Source organism: Rhizobium sp. EC-SD404 (assembly GCF_902498825.1).
Lineage (GTDB): Bacteria > Pseudomonadota > Alphaproteobacteria > Rhizobiales > Rhizobiaceae > Georhizobium.
Genome location: NZ_LR701459.1, coordinates 2,451,482 through 2,466,972 on the forward strand (window position 1 = coordinate 2,451,482; position 15,491 = coordinate 2,466,972).

Genomic DNA, 15,491 nt, shown 5'->3' on the forward strand with positions numbered 1-15,491 from the left:
GCCCTTGTTTGTTTGGAGGTTGAACTGAAATCCCGATCCGTCCTTCTTTCTGGCATCGCTCGGTCCTCCCTACCGTTCTGGAACGAAGGGCTGGGCAAGCGAGGCGGGACGGTTGATGAGCGTCAGGCGGCGATCCATCGAAATCAAAACGAGAACGACGATCGTCGCGAGATAGGGAAGCATCGACACGAACTGCGAGGGAATGCCGACGCCGAGCGCCTGGGCATGCAGTCCGCCGATGGAAACGGCGCCGAAGAGATAGGCACCGGCAAGAAGTCGAAGCGGCCGCCAGGAAGCGAAGACAACGAGCGCCAGCGCGATCCAGCCGCGCCCGGCCGACATGTTCTCCACCCATTGCGGCGTATAGACGAGCGACAGATGCGCCCCGGCAAGACCGGAGCAGACACCCCCGAACAGCACCGCTAGATAGCGCACGCGGATGACCGATACGCCGAGCGCATGGGCCGAGCCGTGGTTGTCGCCGATCGCGCGCAGCCGCAAGCCGGCGCGCGTCCTGAACAGGAACCAGGCGACACCGATGACCAAGCCGATCGAGGCGTAGAAAAGCAGATCCTGCCCGAACAGGATCCGGCCGATCACGGGAATGTCGGTCAGAACCGGAATATCGAGAACCGGAAGGCGAACGCCCGGAAGTCCTATGAAGCTTTCGCCGATCATCCCGGACAGCCCAAGTCCGAGGATCGTCAACGCCAGGCCGGTGGCCACCTGATTGGCGACGAGGGTCAGCGTCAGGAAACCGAAGAGCAGCGAGAACGCCCCGCCGGCGATCATGCCGCAGACGACGCCGACCAGCGCGGACCCGGAGATCTGCGCGCCGGCAAAGGCGCAGACCGCGCCCATGATCATCATGCCTTCGACACCGAGATTGAGGACGCCGGAGCGCTCGACGACCAGCTCGCCGATGGCAGCGAGCACCAGCGGCGTTGCGGCCGTCATCACCGAAATCAGAACGGCTTCGAAGAAACCCATCAGCGTGCCTCCACCGGTGCCGGTGTCTGGTGCGGTGCCGCCACGCTCGTCACCTTGGCGGTAGAGCGCAGGCGGATGCGGTAGTGGATCAGCGTGTCGCAAGCGAGCACAAAGAACAGAAGTGCGCCCTGGAAGAGCCGCGCGACCTTGTCCGAGACCCCGATCGAGATCTGCGCCGCCTCGCCACCGAGATAGGTGAGCGCGAGAACGAGACCCGCGGCAACGATGCCGAGCGGGTTCAAGCGACCGAGAAAGGCGACGATGATCGCCGTGAAGCCGTAGCCCGGCGAAATCACCGGCCGCAGCTGCCCTATAGCGCCAGAGACTTCCGCAATGCCCGCAAGCCCTGCCATGGCACCGGAAAAGAGGAAGGCGAAGAACACCATCTTGGTCGCCGAAAAGCCGGCAAATCGCCCTGCCCGAGCCGACTGGCCCAGCACCGAAATCTCGAAGCCCTTGAGCGTGCTGCGCATCATGAACCAGGTCGCAAGTGCCGCGACGATGGCGAAGATGAGGCCCCAATGCGCACGCCCGCCATCGAGGATTTCCGGCAGGATCGCTGAGGCATTGAAATTCCGCGTCTCGGGAAAGTTGAAGCCTTCAGGGTTGCGCCACGGCCCGCGCACCAGCCAGTCGAGAAAGAGCTGCGCCACGTAGACCAGCATCAGACTCGTCAGGATTTCATTGGTGTTGAACTTGGCTTTGAGAAGCGCCGGGATCGCAGCGTAGAGCGCACCGCCGATCGCACCCGAGATCATCATCAGCGGCAGCACGAGCGGGGATTCCCAGCCATGGAACATCACCGGAATGACTGAGCCGGCGATGGCGCCCATCACGAACTGGCCTTCGGCGCCGATATTCCAGTTGTTGGAGCGAAAACAGACCGAAAGCCCGACCGCGATCAGAATGAGCGGCGTCGCCTTGATGGCCAGCTCATGCAGCGACCAGCCGACAAGCAGCGGATCGATGAAGAAATAGAACATCGCCTCGGCCGGGTTCTTGCCGAGCGCCAGAAACAGGATCGCCCCGACGATCAGCGTCAGGACGAGCGCGATGAAAGGCGAGAGGATCGAAAAGAGCTTGGATCGCTCTGGACGCTTTTCCAGTTCAATGCGCATGGGCAGCCTCCGGCACCGTATTGCCCTCGGGGTCGGCCTCAGGCGCCGCTCCTCCCATCAGCAACCCGATCCGCTCGCGCGTCAATGTCCGGGCCGGCTCGGACGCGCTCAGCCGTCCGTGATGGATGACGGCGATCGAATGCGCGATCTCGAAAACCTCGTCGAGGTCCTGGCTGATGACCACCACCGCGGCACCGGATTTGGCCAGATCGACGATCGCCTGGCGGATGCGGCTTGCGGCGCCGGCATCCACGCCCCAGGTCGGCTGATTGACGACCAGCACCGAGAGATCGCGGTCGAGCTCCCGCCCCATGATGAATTTCTGCAGATTGCCGCCCGAAAGCGCGGAAGCATGCGGATCGACGCCGGATTTGCGCACATCCATCGCCTTGATCACCCGCTCGGTCGCGGCCCAGACGGCATCCCGCTTCAACAGGCCGAGTCCGCCGCCGAGAAAGGTCTTCGCATCCGAGGCATGGCGCGCCAGCACCATGTTGTCCGAAAGCTTCATCTGCGAGACGGCGCCGTGTCCATGGCGCTCTTCCGGCACGAAGCCGCAACCAAGCAGGCGCCGCTCCGTGATGCCCTTGCGGCCGACATCCTGACCGACGAGCCGCACGGAATCGGCGCGGTTGGTCGTCACCTCGCCCGACAGCGCATCGAACAGCTCGCTTTGGCCGTTACCCGCAACGCCTGCGATGGCAACAACTTCGCCGCTTTTCACGGTGAGATCGATGTCCCTCAGTGACACCGCGAACGGCGTGCGCGCCGGAAGGCTGAGCTGCCTCGTTTCGACCAGAACCCGGCCATCGCCCGCATTCGATCCGATCGTGACATCGGCCACATCGCCGCCGACCATCATCCGTGCAAGCGAGGCGACCGTCTCCTGGCGGGGATCGCAGGCGCCGACGACCTTGCCGTGGCGCAGAACGGTCGCGCGGTCGCAGATGCGCCGCACCTCTTCCAGCCGGTGGCTGATATAGAGGATCGAGCGGCCTTCGCTGCGCAGCTGCTCCAGCGTCTCGAAGAGCCGGTCGGCCTCCTGCGGCGTCAGCACCGATGTCGGCTCGTCCAAGATGATCAGCTGCGGGTCCTGCAGAAGGGTGCGCACGATCTCGATACGTTGCCGCTCGCCCACCGAAAGATCGGCGACCAGCGCGTTGGGATCGAGCGGCAGGCCGTAGCCCTCCGACAACGCCCGTGCCTGCTCGGCGATCTCGCCGATCGGCACGCTGTCATCCAGAGATAGCGCGATGTTTTCGGCGACCGTAAGGGCCTCGAACAGCGAGAAGTGCTGGAACACCATGCCGATGCCGAGATGGCGCGCCTGGAAGGGGCTGCCGATCGACACAGGCTCGCCCTTCCAGACGATCTGGCCTGCATCCGGCGCAAGCACGCCGAACAGCATCTTGACGAGCGTCGACTTGCCCGCGCCGTTCTCGCCGAGAAGCGCATGGATTTCGCCGGGCGCGATCTCGAGACTGATGGCGTCGCAGGCCTTGAGCGTGCCGAAAATCTTCGTCAGGCCGGCAAGCGCCAGCAATGGCGCTGAAGATCGATTATCGCTTGCCTGCACGCTTATGATCCTGACAGCACCACGATGGCCTCACTAGGCCACCGATTGTGCAATGAACGCAACTGCACAATGCTTCACCATTCCACCGGCGATTTCAAGGGATCAGCAGCGTCGTACCCGTTGTTTTCCGTGCTTCGAGATCACGATGTGCCTGCGCGGCATCGGCCAGCTTGTAGCGCTGGTTCACGTCGATCTTCACCTTGCCGCTGGCAACCATGTCGAACAATGCCTTTGCAGATGCCTCGAGGTCGGGGCGCATTGCGTTGTAAGTGAACAGCGTCGGTCGCGTCATGTAGAGCGAACCCTTTCGCGACAGGAGCCCGACGTCGAACCCTTCGATCGGCCCGGACGACTGGCCGAAGCTGACGAAGAGGCCACGCGGTCTCAGGCAGTCCAGCGAATTCGGGAACGTGTCCTTGCCGACGGAATCATAGACGACGTCGCAGCCGCGTCCACCGGTGATCTCCTTCACACGGGCGACGAAATCCTCGCTCGAATAGTCGATCACGTGGTCGTAACCGGCAGCGCGCGCGAGCTCGGCTTTCGCCGGCGAACTGACGGTGCCGATGATGGTGGCACCGATCGACCGTGCCCATTGGCCGGCAATAAGGCCGACGCCGCCGGCTGCCGCGTGGAAGAGGATCGTTTCGCCGGCCTTCAGTTCGTGCGTCCGGCAGAACAGATATTCGACCGTCATGCCCTTCAGCATCATGGCGGCGGCCGTCTCCAGATCGATCGTGTCCGGCACCTTCACCAATTTGTCGGCCGCAATGAGCCTCTCCTCGGCATAAGCGCCAACGGTGCTGACATAGGCGACGCGATCGCCGGCCTTCAAGTGGTCCACGCCTTCACCCAGCGCCAAGACTTCACCGGCGCCCTCGCCGCCGGGAATCACGGGCAGGCCGTTCGGAGCCGGATACAGGCCGGTGCGGAAATAGACGTCGATGAAATTAAGCCCGATGGCGGTTTGGCGGATCAGCGCCTCGCCCTTGCCGGGCGTGCCGACCGTCACGTCGTCATAAACCAGGGCATCCGGCCCGCCATGCGCATGAACCACAATCGCCTTGGTCATTCTATTCTCCTCGTAAGCTGTCGGGATTGCTCAGGCAGTGCGTGCGCCGAGCTTGGGAAACCATTGCATGATCCCGCCAATCACCGAGAGGTAGAGCGCGCTGAGGCTCACCGCCCATTGCAGCCAAAGCGGGCTGTCGAAATGCAGGAGCAGGGCCCAACCGGACAGGACGCACCAAATCAGGAAGATCGGAAGGTTGAGCGCCCGCAATCGGATGACGCGCACGGGATGCAGGAAATAGATCGGCAAAAAGGTCAGGATCACCGCAACGAAGACGACGATCATCGCCGTCCATTCGCTCGCCTCGATGGCGAAAAGCGTGAACACCAGCATGTTCCAGACGACCGGAAAGCCGGAGAAGAAGTTCTCGGACGTCTTCATGCCCATATTGGCGTAGTAGATCGCGCTCGAAATCACGATCAGCGCGGCGCAGACGAAGGACATGATCTCGCCGATCATCCCGCTCTGATAGAGCGCAAAAGCCGGTATCAGCACATAGGTGACGTAATCGATCACGTTGTCGAGCTGTTCGCCAGACCAGCCCGGCAACACTTCCTTGACGTTCAGCCGGCGCGCGATCGGTCCATCGATCCCATCGACGAGCAAGGCGAAGCCGAGCCACCAGAACATGTCGACGAAGCGCAGTTCCGCCGCTGCAACGACTGCAAGGAATGCCAGATAGGCACCGGATGCCGTGAGGATATGCACCGAAAAGGCGCGAATCTCGGCATAAGGCAGCCGTCGATAGCTATAGAGTTTGGTGCCGATGCGGCGCAGAAGTGTCATGCGATGAGGCTATCCAAGCAAGAGCGGACAGGCAACGCCGACGATCACCGACGCGTGAAGACAATTGCGGCAAGCGTGCGTTTATGGCTAGAACCCGTTGACAACATACACAATTATGTTGCCGCTGCGGCTTTTGATCCTTGCCCATTGCGGCCGGGACCAACGACCCCATTTCAACGGGAAAGCTGATGCATCGGGAAGCTGGAGCGTGATGCCATGACGAAGACATTCGATGCGGTCGTGATCGGTGGAGGCCTCGCCGGCTGCGCCGCGGCTCTTTTGCTTGCCCATGGCGGCCGCTCGGTCGGCTTCGTCGCACCGAAATCACCCGTCAAGGATGGGCGCACCACCGCTCTGCTCATGCCGTCGATCGCGCTTCTGGAAGAGCTCGGCGTCTGGCCGCGCCTCGATGGCAAAACCGCGCCGCTGCGCACCATGAGGATCGCCGATGCGAGCCGCAGGCTGCTGCGCGCGCCGACCGTCTCCTTCAATTCCTCAGAGATCGACGAGGACTCCTTCGGTCATAACGTCGCGAATGCCGATCTTCTCGCCGCGCTTGACGAACGGATCGCCGAAACGCCGGCCATCACCCGCTTCGACCAGCCGGCACGATCCGTCGCGCCGGAAGCCGCAGCACCCGTGGTCACGCTTGCCGATGGCACGGAGGTCGAGGGCCGGCTGATCATCGCCGCCGATGGCCGCAATTCCGTGGCGCGCGAAGCTGCCGGCATCAAGACCCGCATCTGGTCCTATCCCCAGTCGGCGATCGTGCTCACCTTTGCCCATCGCCTGCCCCACCGCGATGTCTCGACCGAGTTTCACACCGAGGAAGGTCCGTTCACGCAGGTGCCGCTCCCCGGCGACCGCTCGAGTCTCGTCTGGGTCGTCAAACCCGACCACGCCGAGCGTATCCTCGCCCTCTCGCCGGATGCGCTGAACCGCGAGATCGAGGATCGGCTGCAGTCGATCCTGGGGGCCGTCACGGTCGAGAGCCAGCTTCAGCGTTTCCCGCTTTCCGGCATGGTCGCGGAAAGCTTCGGCCGCGGCGCCATCGCACTCGTCGGCGAAGCCGCCCACCTCTTCCCGCCGATCGGCGCGCAGGGCCTCAATCTCGGAATGCGTGACGTGTCGGAACTTCGCAATCTTCCGGCCTATCTGGAGGATCGGGCGAGCGTCGAGGCCGCGATTACAAAGTTCGACCGCGCTCGCCGGCCCGATATCGTCAGCCGCACCCAGGCGGTCGATCTTCTCAACCGATCGCTGCTCAATGGTTTCCTGCCCGTGCAGTTCGCTCGCGCGGCGGGCCTCACGCTGCTTGCCGGCACCGGTCCCGTAAGGCAGTTGGCGCTGAAGGAAGGCATGAAGCCCGGCAGCGCGCTCACCGGTTTTGGTGGTCGCTTAAGGGAACAGATCCGGCGGAAGCGCGCCGGAAGTGATCGCGAGCAGCAGCGCTGACACGGTCACGACCGACCCGGCCGTGGTGATCAGCACGGTCGCCGACGCCCGTTCGATCCACACCCCGTATTGCTGCGCCAGCACGAAGACATTCGTCGCCGTCGGCAACGCCGCCATCAGCACGGCCGTGAACACCCAGATCGCAGGAAAATCGCCAGCTACCGATAGCGCGACATACATGGCGATCGGATGCACGATCAGTTTCACCGGCACGATGTAGCCCAGCTCCACCGGCCGTTGCTTCAGCGGCCGCAGCGCCAGCGTCACGCCCATGACGAACAGCGCCGAGGGCGCCGCTGCCTGCGAGAGATACTCGACGAGGCGCGAGACTGAGCCCGGCAGCGCCAAGCCTGAAGCGGCGACTGCAATTCCAAGGACCATGGATATTATGAACGGGTGGAAGGCGATCCGCTTCGCGATCGTGAGAACCAGCTGCACCGGCCGCCGGTCCCGGCCTCGTCCTGCAGCCATCAGCATCGGCGTGACCGAAAAGTGAAGGATGTTCTCGAAGCAGACGATGAGCGCCACAGGCACCGCGGCGCGTTCGCCGAAGGCGAGGATCGCCAGCGCCGGCCCCATATAGCCAATATTGCCATAGGCGCCCGCCAGACCCTGGATGGTCGCATCCTCGATCGGTGCCCCACGCAGCCGCCGGCTCACGAAGAACACGGCCAAAAAGATCGTGAAGGTGACGGCTATGTTGACTGCGATGAAATCGAACCGGGCAAGGTCCTCGATCGGCGTGTCGGCCAGAAGCCGAAAGAAGAGCGCCGGCAACGCGACATAGATGATGAAGACGTTGAACCAGCCAAGCGCCTCCTCCGGCAGGCGCACGATGCGCGCCGCGATATAGCCGATCAGGATCATGCCAAAGAAGGGCAGGACGAGTGCGAAGACTTCGGCCATGGAGGGGGATCGCCACGTGACAGGAAATATCTGACTAGGCGGCGGTGCACGCGTGCGTCAAGTCGCACCACTTGCCATCGCCCTGCCTGCCGCCCATTTAAGCTGTCAGAAATGGACGTGAAAACGATGCAGGAACGACAGGCGAAATTTCATATCGGCCAGATCGTGCGACACCGGGTCTACCCGTTTCGCGGCGTGATCTTCGATGTGGACCCGACATTTTCCAATACCGAGGAGTGGTGGAACGCCATTCCGGCAGAAGTGCGTCCCCGAAAGGACCAGCCCTTCTACCACCTCTTCGCCGAGAACGCCGAAACATCATATATCGCTTATGTTTCGGAACAAAACCTCGTGCCAGATGACAGCGCCCAGCCAGTGCGCCACCCGCAGGTCCAGGAAGTGTTCGAAGGCCCCAAGGACGGCACCTATCGTCCACGCGGCCCGATCGGGCACTGAAATTCATCATTGCCGAATCGAAAGGCCCGGGTCGCAGATGCGGCCCGGGCCTTTCGTATTTGAATCGCTGAAAACCGCGCCGATCAGTTCGACTTGGCGGCTTCCTGGGCTTCCTCGAGGCGCTGGCGTGCTTCGGCTGCCTTGCGCTGCATTTCTTCCTGGAGGACGCGCTGGCGCTCTTCCAGTTCCGACTGCGCCATGGCTTCGCCATCGAACGCCTGGGTAAAGCCCGACAGCGAGATGCTGATCGGGTTCGGCGCGCGCTGGAAGTTGACGGACGTGAAGACGACTTCACCGCCACGCTTGAACTCGGCGACCATGGCTTCGCTCAGCGGCACTTCGGCCACGCACTTGTCGGGCATGCAAACGGCGAAATCGAGCTTCGTGGCCTGGCCACCATCGATCTGCATGTTGATACCCGGCTGGACGAGGCGTGCCGAAGGCACCGAAACCTGCATCACGCGCTGGTTGACCTGGCCCTCGACCGAGATCAGGCCGACTGCCGTCAAAAGCTGGCCGTTGCCGGCAGCGACGATGTGCTGGACGACGCAGACGTCGTTCTCAGCCTGCTGCGTGCAGGCCTTGTACCAGCCCTGCGGCGCCTGCCCGGCTGCCTGTTCCTGTGCCATGGCCGGCGAAGCCATCACGGCGAAACCCATGGCCGCAGCAAAGACGGCGCTGCCGGCGGCGGCCGACTTGGTGCTGATCGCGTTAATGACGCTCATTGGCTTCATCGTCTCCTCAATCGTCTCTTCAAGAGTGTGTTCGATCTGGCCCCGCGACGACGAATCCCGTCTCGCACGCCCCCCGGATATTGCCCGTCCTGTTGGCCAAATACGGCATTACAATGGCTTGCAGGCCTACCCCAACGACGCGGCAACGCCTCGATACACCCGATCGCCGAGAATATCCACTAGAACCCGTTTGGGGAATTCGAATGGACGAACTTCGAGCCGGCGAATGTAATCGTTCCCATACGCGCCGAGCCAGCCCGCCATGCGACAGCCACCACGTTCGTGTTAGGCTTTCGCGAATCATCTCAGTCTCGATACGCCGCCGGAGTTTCATTCATGGGTCGCTTTTCTCCGACCGTGGCGCTCGCCATTGCCGCCGCCTTCCTGCCGGCACTTCTGTCGCCCGCCTTCGCCGAGCCGGTCCACGCCATCGCCATGCATGGCGAACCGGCCCTCGGCCCGGATTTCGAGCACCTGCCCTATGTCGATCCCGATGCCCCCAAGGGCGGACGCATCGCCTACGGCGTGGTCGGCACGTTCGACAGCCTCAATCCCTTCATCCTGCAATCCATGCGCACCACCGCTCGTGGCGTCATCGACCAGGAATACGGCAACCTCGTCTACGAATCGCTGATGTTTCGAAGCCGCGACGAGCCGTTCACGCTCTACGGCCTGATCGCCGAGACCGCCGAATGGGATGAAGAACGCAGCTTCATCGAGTTCCAGATCCATCCGGAGGCGCGCTTTTCCGATGGCGAGCCGGTCAAGCCGGAAGACGTGATATTCTCCTTCGAACTGCTGACCGAGAAGGGCCGGCCGCCCTATTCCACCCGGCTGAACTTCGTCGAAAAGCTCGAGAAGGTCGGAGAGCGCGGTGTGCGCTTCACCTTTGGGGAGGATGCGAGCCGCGAATTGCCACTGCTGATCGCGATGAGCCCGATCCTGCCGAAGCATGCGATCGATCCCGAAACATTCGATCGATCCTCCCTGAAGCCCCCAATCGGCTCCGGACCTTACCTCATCTCCGAGGTCGAACCGGGCCAGAGCATCACCTTCGAACGCGACCCGGAATACTGGGCCCGTGACCTGCCGGTCAAACGCGGCCAGGACAATTTCGACACCGTGACGGTGGAGTATTTCCTTTCGGCAAGCTCCCAGTTCGAGGCGTTCAAGCGCGGCCTCTTCGACGTGTTTCCCGAGGGCAGCCCCACCGCCTGGGCACGGTCCTACAACATTCCCGCCGTCGAGGACGGCCGCATCGTCAAGGATGAGTTCCGCCCGCAACTTCCGTCCGGCATGCTGGGCTTCGTCTTCAACACGCGTCGCGACATCTTCGCCGACCGGCAGGTGCGCCAGGCGCTGGCCATGCTGTTCGATTTCGAATGGGCGAACCGCACGCTCTTCGACGGTGCCTACACGCGCACGCAAAGCTACTGGCAGGGTTCTGACTTCTCGAGCCTCGAAACGCCTGCCAATGCGATCGAGAAAGAGTTGCTCGCACCGTTCCCCGATGCGGTGATGCCGGAGATCATGGATGGCAGCTTCCGCATGCCGCAGACCAGCGGCGCCGGCCGCGACCGCGAAAGCCAGCGCGCCGCCTACGATCTGCTGCGCGAGGCCGGCTACCGCATCGAAGGCGGACGCATGGTCGACGAAAACGGACGTCAGCTTGCCTTCGAAGTGATGACGCAGAACGAAGGCCAGGAAAAACTCGCACTCGCCTATCAGCGCACCCTCACCTCGCTCGGCATCGCCATGCGCATCCGCACCGTCGACGACGCGCAGTACCAGCAGCGAAGCCTCGCCTACGACTACGACATGATCGTCAAGTCCTACCCCTCGACCCTGTCTCCAGGCGCCGAGCAGAACTGGCGCTGGCACTCGAGCTCGCGCGATCCGCAAGGCACCTTCAACTTCGCAGGTGCCGCCGATCCCGCGATCGACGCGATGATCGACGCCATGCTCAACGCCCGCAGCGACGACGAATTCACCGCCGCGGTCCGCGCCTTCGATCGCGTGCTGCTGTCGGGCTGGTACATGGTGCCGCTCTACCATGTCGAAGAACAATGGGTTGCGCGCTGGGCCCATATCGAACGGCCAGAAACGACACCCATATATGGCTATACGCTTCCCACCTGGTGGGATGGCCGCGTGGCCGGCGAATAGGCGCCACACGCAACAAGTGCTTTGAAAGAGAGGATCACACCATGAAAACAATCCGCATCGATGTGATCTCCGACGTCATGTGTCCCTGGTGCTATATCGGCAAGCGCCGTCTGGAAGGCGCAGTCGAGGCGCTCGATGGCGATGTCGCCGTCGAGATCAACTGGCGCCCCTACCAGCTCGATCCGACATTGCCCAAGGAAGGCAAGGACCGGGCGCGCTATCTCGAAGAGAAGTTCGGCGGCCCCGAGCGCGCCGCGGCCATTTACGAGCGCGTGCGCGAAGCAGGCCGCGAGGAAGCGATTCCCTTCGACTTCGAGGCAATTCCGGTGTCGGCCAACACGCTCGATGCGCATCGCCTGATCCGCTGGGCCGGCGAACACGGTCGCGTCGCGCAGGATCGCGTCGTCGAAAGCCTGTTCCGGAAGTATTTCACCGAAGGAGCAGACATCGGCGACGATCAAACCTTGCTCGATTGCGCCGAGGAAGCAGGCCTCGATCGCGCCGTCGTTGCAACCAAGCTCGCCGGCGATCTCGATCGCGCCACCGTTTCCGCCGAGATCGAAAACGCCGGCCGCATGGGCGTCCAAGGCGTACCCTGCTTCATCCTGAACAACAAATACGCCGTCAGCGGCGCCCAGCCCGCCGCGACGCTTGCCGACGCCATCCGCCAGGTCGCCGCCGAGGCCGCTGCAGCCTAGCGCTTTTTACCGACGACACGACGAATACAGAAAAGGCCGCTCGACGGTAGGTCGGAGCGGCCTTTTCGTATGACGGTAGATCGACGGCCCGTATCTGGACCATAACGCTCAGGCGTTGACGGCGACTTTGCGTGCCTGGTCGTCGCGGCCGCCCTTGAGCAGTTCGGCAACGAGGAAGGCGAGTTCCAGCGCCTGGTCGGCGTTGAGCCGCGGATCACAGTGCGTGTGGTAGCGGTCCGAGAGATCGTCGGCCGAAACCGCACGCGCGCCTCCGGTGCACTCGGTCACGTTCTTGCCGGTCATCTCGATGTGGATGCCGCCTGGATGCGAGCCTTCGGCCCGGTGGATCTGGAAGAAGCTCTCGACCTCCGACAGGATCCGCTCGAACGGCCGCGTCTTGTAGCTGTTCAGCGTGATCGTGTTGCCGTGCATCGGATCGCAGGACCAGACGACCTTCTTGCCTTCGCGCTCGACGGCGCGGATCAGCTTCGGCAGGTGCTCGGCGACCTTGTCGTGACCGAAGCGTGCGATCAGCGTCAGCCGCCCGGCTTCGTTGCCCGGATTGAGGATGTCGATCAGCTTGAGCAGGTCATCCGGCTGCAGGCTCGGACCGCATTTCAGGCCGATCGGGTTCTTGATGCCGCGGCAGAACTCGATATGGGCGTGGTCCGCCTGGCGCGTGCGGTCGCCGATCCAGATCATGTGACCGGAGGTGGCATACCAGTCGCCCGAGGTGGAATCGACGCGCGTCATCGCCTCTTCATAGCCAAGCAGCAGCGCTTCGTGGCTCGTGAAGAAATCGGTTTCGTTGAGCGACCGGTTGCTCTCGGAATCGATTCCGATCGCCTTCATGAAATCCATCGTCTCGGAAATGCGGTCGGCGAGCTTGCGGTAGCGCTCCGCCTGCGGGCTGTCCTTGACGAAGCCGAGCATCCACTGGTGGACGTTGTCGAGATTGGCATAGCCGCCCTGTGCGAAGGCGCGCAGCAGGTTCAGCGTGGCCGCCGACTGCCGGTACGCCATGATCTGGCGCTCCGGGCTCGGAATGCGCGACGCTTCGTCGAACTCGATGCCGTTGATGATGTCACCGCGGTAGGAAGGCAGGGTTACGCCGTCCTTGGTCTCGTTGTCGGACGAGCGCGGCTTGGCGAACTGGCCGGCAATGCGACCGACCTTGACCACCGGCTGCTGCGCTCCGAACGTCAGGACGACGGCCATCTGCAGGAACACGCGGAAGAAGTCGCGGATGTTGTCCGCGCCATGCTCGGCGAAGCTTTCGGCGCAATCGCCGCCCTGGAGCAAGAAGCCCTCGCCCTCGGCCACTCGGGCAAGCGACGTTTTCAGCTTGCGGGCCTCACCGGCAAAAACGAGCGGCGGAAAGCTGGCCAGACGCGCTTCTGCGGTCTTCAGCGCCTCCATATCCGGATAGGAGGGGACCTGCTGGATCGGCTTGTCGCGCCAGCTTGTGGGGTTCCATGTCTGTGCCATAACGCTCACCTGTAGGCTCTTCCCTGACGACGGACATGCCCTGCCCGCCGTTCGAAGCCGGGCTTATAAACCCAAAGCGTCCCGCAAGCAAAGACCGCGCAACGAATAGACGTCAAGCGACGTAGCGGGCGCCATTTTCTTGCAAGAGACGATCGAAGAGCGTTCGGTCTTCGGCCGAAAGACTGACGGCACGGGGATAGATCGGCCAATCCCGGTCGGCGAGGATCGGCGTGTCGAAATGCGCCGTTCCGAGAATGAAATGTTGCAGCCCTTCGAGCCCGTGCTCGCGCAGGAAGCCCTTCAGCACCGCATCCAGGTAAGATTGCAGGATCGGACATTCGTCCGCGCTCTCCTCCGGCGGATCGGCTTCGTAGATGTAGACCGGGCACCCGTCAGGTACCCTCTCCCCGAGAACACTCAACGCTCCGAGCGGCACGTGCCGGCGCTGATAGTCGTTCTCGCGCAGATCGACCGCCGCGAGATTGTCCACATGGTCGAACACCAGGAGCCCGTCGATCTCGTTGCCTCGCGCGGGCCGCACTGTCAGCAGCGACGCATGCACGGCGCGATCGGCCGCAAGCCCGGCGTCGGGCCGGGGCTGCCATTCCCGCCGCCAGCCCGAAACGCGCGCGGGCAGCGCGCCGACGATATGCGTGCGCAGCGTCTCGCGATTGACGAGAGACCCGTAGCCGAAATAGGCGACCAGCGCGCCCTCCGCGGCCAGACGCGAAAGCGTCCCGTCGTCGGCCGGACAATCCTGCATGTTGCCCCGCTCCTGTTCGAAGTTTGCGGGGCGCTCATGCCATGCCAAGGACTGCAGCTCAACCCGAGCCGCCGGATCCGAGGCCTCTATCGGACGAGCCGCACCGTCTCTGGCCCGACCAGTTCCTCGACGGGACATTCGATGATCACGCGGATATCGTCATAGTCGCGGTCGCTGCCGCCATTTTCGGGGGGCCGGTCCTCGAAACCGTAATAGCGGAACTTGCCGGGCGCGCAGGCCTTGGTGGAAACCTGCGGATTGCGGTTCTTACCCTCGGGTATGATCCCACCCTTGCTGCGCGGCGTGCATTCCGCCAGCGTGTTGCACAACACCGTCTCGACCAGGCGCAGACCATCCAGGTCGTAGCTCTCGACGCCGCCGTCGATGACGGTGTCGGTGTAATAGGTGTATTTCGCGCGACGCGATTTTTCGGGATTTTCCTTGTAGTATTTCGCTTCGCGCACATTCCAGAGCTTCAGACTCAGCGCTTCGCCCGCCGCACATTTCGGCATCGTATAAGTATATTTGCCGCCATTGTTGTCGGCGATCTGCGTCATCTGCGATCGGCCCGGCGCGGTATCGCCGCTCCCTCCAGAGGACGAACCGCCCGTTCCGCCATTGCCGCCGCCGGCGTTGCTGTTCACGGCTGCCGCCTTGCGCGCATCGAAGCAGTAGACCGAAATTCGGTTGTAGTCCCAGGCTTCCGGATCAAGCTGTGTCACCTTGGATGCCTGGTAGCGGTAGGCCGCGCCCTTGTAGCGCGCGGTACTCGTGACGCCGATGTTGAGCGGCCCGTTGTTCAGCACGCTCCCGATCGATGTCCGCATGTCGAGCGTCGCCGTGACCTGAAAATCGCTGAGCGAGACCCACTCACCGGAAAGGTTGATATTTGCAAGATCGCCATTGAAGGAAAAGGCGTTCGTCAGGTTCGCCTTGAAGCCATTGAGCAAAGCCGTGTCAGCGGTGTTGACGCCGCCGGCGGCGATGGCGAGCGCGATCTTGTCGACCTCGTTCTTCATCTGAACGTGCACGTTCGATGCTTTGGTGTAGTCCACCGCAAGGCCCGCCGCGCCGGCCATCGGCACAAGCAGAAGGCCGAAGAGAATGCCGAACTGACCAGATTTGTCTTTGACGAAATCCCGCGCTGCCATCACGCACCCCCAGCTTCATGCCGAAGCGGCGAGCATAACGACCCGGATTTTACGATGATCTTGACGCAATCGGACGTATTTTAGATTGTCCAAAAATAGGACATTAAAATATTCAGAACTGACGAAGCGAGA

The 15,491-nt window shown here is 62.8% G+C and carries 14 protein-coding genes; 4 read left to right on the forward strand and 10 right to left on the reverse strand.

The features are described from left to right. Window positions 1-69 precede the first annotated feature (69 nt). The 5 genes from GC125_RS12565 to pcsA form a co-directional block, all read right to left on the reverse strand. A complete protein-coding gene (locus GC125_RS12565; RefSeq protein ID WP_151985959.1) occupies window positions 70-990 on the reverse strand; it encodes an ABC transporter permease in 921 nt (306 codons plus the stop codon). Further along, on the reverse strand, window positions 990-2,108 hold the full coding sequence (locus GC125_RS12570; RefSeq protein ID WP_151985960.1) for an ABC transporter permease: 1,119 nt from the start codon (window positions 2,106-2,108) through the stop codon (window positions 990-992). Before GC125_RS12570 ends, GC125_RS12565 begins: the two co-directional genes overlap by 1 nt. After that, window positions 2,098-3,684 (reverse strand): ABC transporter ATP-binding protein, encoded by a 1,587-nt coding sequence (locus GC125_RS12575; protein WP_151985961.1) that lies wholly within the window; start codon window positions 3,682-3,684, stop codon window positions 2,098-2,100. The genes GC125_RS12570 and GC125_RS12575 overlap by 11 nt, the downstream gene beginning before the upstream one ends. Before the next feature lie 94 nt (window positions 3,685-3,778). Further along, on the reverse strand, window positions 3,779-4,756 hold the full coding sequence (locus GC125_RS12580; RefSeq protein ID WP_151985962.1) for a quinone oxidoreductase family protein: 978 nt from the start codon (window positions 4,754-4,756) through the stop codon (window positions 3,779-3,781). A gap of 30 nt (window positions 4,757-4,786) precedes the next feature. Further along, window positions 4,787-5,542 (reverse strand): phosphatidylcholine synthase, encoded by a 756-nt coding sequence (gene pcsA / locus GC125_RS12585; protein ID WP_151985963.1) that lies wholly within the window; start codon window positions 5,540-5,542, stop codon window positions 4,787-4,789. 216 nt (window positions 5,543-5,758) lie between these two features. Between pcsA and GC125_RS12590 the strand changes: the two genes are divergently transcribed. Beyond that, on the forward strand, window positions 5,759-6,997 hold the full coding sequence (locus GC125_RS12590) for a UbiH/UbiF family hydroxylase (RefSeq protein WP_151985964.1): 1,239 nt from the start codon (window positions 5,759-5,761) through the stop codon (window positions 6,995-6,997). On the opposite strand, the gene GC125_RS12595 is transcribed toward GC125_RS12590, so the two are convergent. Then, window positions 6,941-7,903 (reverse strand): AEC family transporter, encoded by a 963-nt coding sequence (locus GC125_RS12595; protein ID WP_151985965.1) that lies wholly within the window; start codon window positions 7,901-7,903, stop codon window positions 6,941-6,943. The two genes, GC125_RS12590 and GC125_RS12595, sit on opposite strands and share 57 nt — an antisense overlap. Window positions 7,904-8,014: 111 nt before the next feature. Here GC125_RS12595 and hspQ point away from each other — a divergent pair, with 111 nt between their 5' ends. After that, a complete protein-coding gene (gene hspQ, locus GC125_RS12600; RefSeq protein WP_151985966.1) occupies window positions 8,015-8,359 on the forward strand; it encodes a heat shock protein HspQ in 345 nt (114 codons plus the stop codon). A gap of 83 nt (window positions 8,360-8,442) precedes the next feature. Here hspQ and GC125_RS12605 read toward each other — a convergent pair whose 3' ends face one another. Then, entirely contained in the window at window positions 8,443-9,084 is a 642-nt protein-coding gene (locus tag GC125_RS12605) for an invasion associated locus B family protein (protein ID WP_151985967.1), read from the reverse strand. A gap of 345 nt (window positions 9,085-9,429) precedes the next feature. On the opposite strand from GC125_RS12605, the gene GC125_RS12610 reads away from it, so the two are divergent. Together GC125_RS12610 and GC125_RS12615 are read left to right on the forward strand one after the other, a co-directional pair. Then, window positions 9,430-11,259: an extracellular solute-binding protein gene (locus tag GC125_RS12610; RefSeq protein WP_151985968.1), complete on the forward strand. Its 1,830-nt coding sequence runs from the start codon at window positions 9,430-9,432 to the stop codon at window positions 11,257-11,259. 41 nt (window positions 11,260-11,300) lie between these two features. Further along, on the forward strand, window positions 11,301-11,957 hold the full coding sequence (locus GC125_RS12615) for a DsbA family oxidoreductase (protein ID WP_151985969.1): 657 nt from the start codon (window positions 11,301-11,303) through the stop codon (window positions 11,955-11,957). A 108-nt stretch (window positions 11,958-12,065) separates the two neighbouring features. Here the strand turns inward: GC125_RS12615 and GC125_RS12620 are convergent, their stop codons facing one another. From GC125_RS12620 to GC125_RS12630, 3 genes are all read right to left on the reverse strand, one after another. Next, complete coding sequence (locus GC125_RS12620) at window positions 12,066-13,445, reverse strand: class II 3-deoxy-7-phosphoheptulonate synthase (RefSeq protein ID WP_151985970.1); 1,380 nt, start codon at window positions 13,443-13,445, stop codon at window positions 12,066-12,068. Between the two features lie 112 nt (window positions 13,446-13,557). Further along, window positions 13,558-14,208, reverse strand: coding sequence for a gamma-glutamylcyclotransferase family protein (locus tag GC125_RS12625; protein ID WP_151985971.1), 651 nt, complete (start codon window positions 14,206-14,208; stop codon window positions 13,558-13,560). Window positions 14,209-14,294: 86 nt separating this feature from the next. Then, complete coding sequence (locus GC125_RS12630; RefSeq protein WP_151985972.1) at window positions 14,295-15,359, reverse strand: TadE/TadG family type IV pilus assembly protein; 1,065 nt, start codon at window positions 15,357-15,359, stop codon at window positions 14,295-14,297. Between the last annotated feature and the right edge of the window lie 132 nt (window positions 15,360-15,491).

What these genes read in the sequence shown, in the direction of transcription:
- GC125_RS12565 (WP_151985959.1), bottom strand. Translation starts at nt 990, where the DNA reads ATGGGTTTCTTCGAAGCCGTTCTGATTTCGGTGATGACGGCCGCAACG.
- pcsA (WP_151985963.1), bottom strand. Translation starts at nt 5,542, where the DNA reads ATGACACTTCTGCGCCGCATCGGCACCAAACTCTATAGCTATCGACGG.
- GC125_RS12605 (WP_151985967.1), bottom strand. Translation starts at nt 9,084, where the DNA reads ATGAGCGTCATTAACGCGATCAGCACCAAGTCGGCCGCCGCCGGCAGC.
- GC125_RS12570 (WP_151985960.1), bottom strand. Translation starts at nt 2,108, where the DNA reads ATGCGCATTGAACTGGAAAAGCGTCCAGAGCGATCCAAGCTCTTTTCG.
- GC125_RS12615 (WP_151985969.1), top strand. Translation starts at nt 11,301, where the DNA reads ATGAAAACAATCCGCATCGATGTGATCTCCGACGTCATGTGTCCCTGG.
- GC125_RS12610 (WP_151985968.1), top strand. Translation starts at nt 9,430, where the DNA reads ATGGGTCGCTTTTCTCCGACCGTGGCGCTCGCCATTGCCGCCGCCTTC.
- GC125_RS12590 (WP_151985964.1), top strand. Translation starts at nt 5,759, where the DNA reads ATGACGAAGACATTCGATGCGGTCGTGATCGGTGGAGGCCTCGCCGGC.
- GC125_RS12620 (WP_151985970.1), bottom strand. Translation starts at nt 13,445, where the DNA reads ATGGCACAGACATGGAACCCCACAAGCTGGCGCGACAAGCCGATCCAG.
- hspQ (WP_151985966.1), top strand. Translation starts at nt 8,015, where the DNA reads ATGGACGTGAAAACGATGCAGGAACGACAGGCGAAATTTCATATCGGC.
- GC125_RS12580 (WP_151985962.1), bottom strand. Translation starts at nt 4,756, where the DNA reads ATGACCAAGGCGATTGTGGTTCATGCGCATGGCGGGCCGGATGCCCTG.
- GC125_RS12625 (WP_151985971.1), bottom strand. Translation starts at nt 14,208, where the DNA reads ATGCAGGATTGTCCGGCCGACGACGGGACGCTTTCGCGTCTGGCCGCG.
- GC125_RS12630 (WP_151985972.1), bottom strand. Translation starts at nt 15,359, where the DNA reads ATGGCAGCGCGGGATTTCGTCAAAGACAAATCTGGTCAGTTCGGCATT.
- GC125_RS12595 (WP_151985965.1), bottom strand. Translation starts at nt 7,903, where the DNA reads ATGGCCGAAGTCTTCGCACTCGTCCTGCCCTTCTTTGGCATGATCCTG.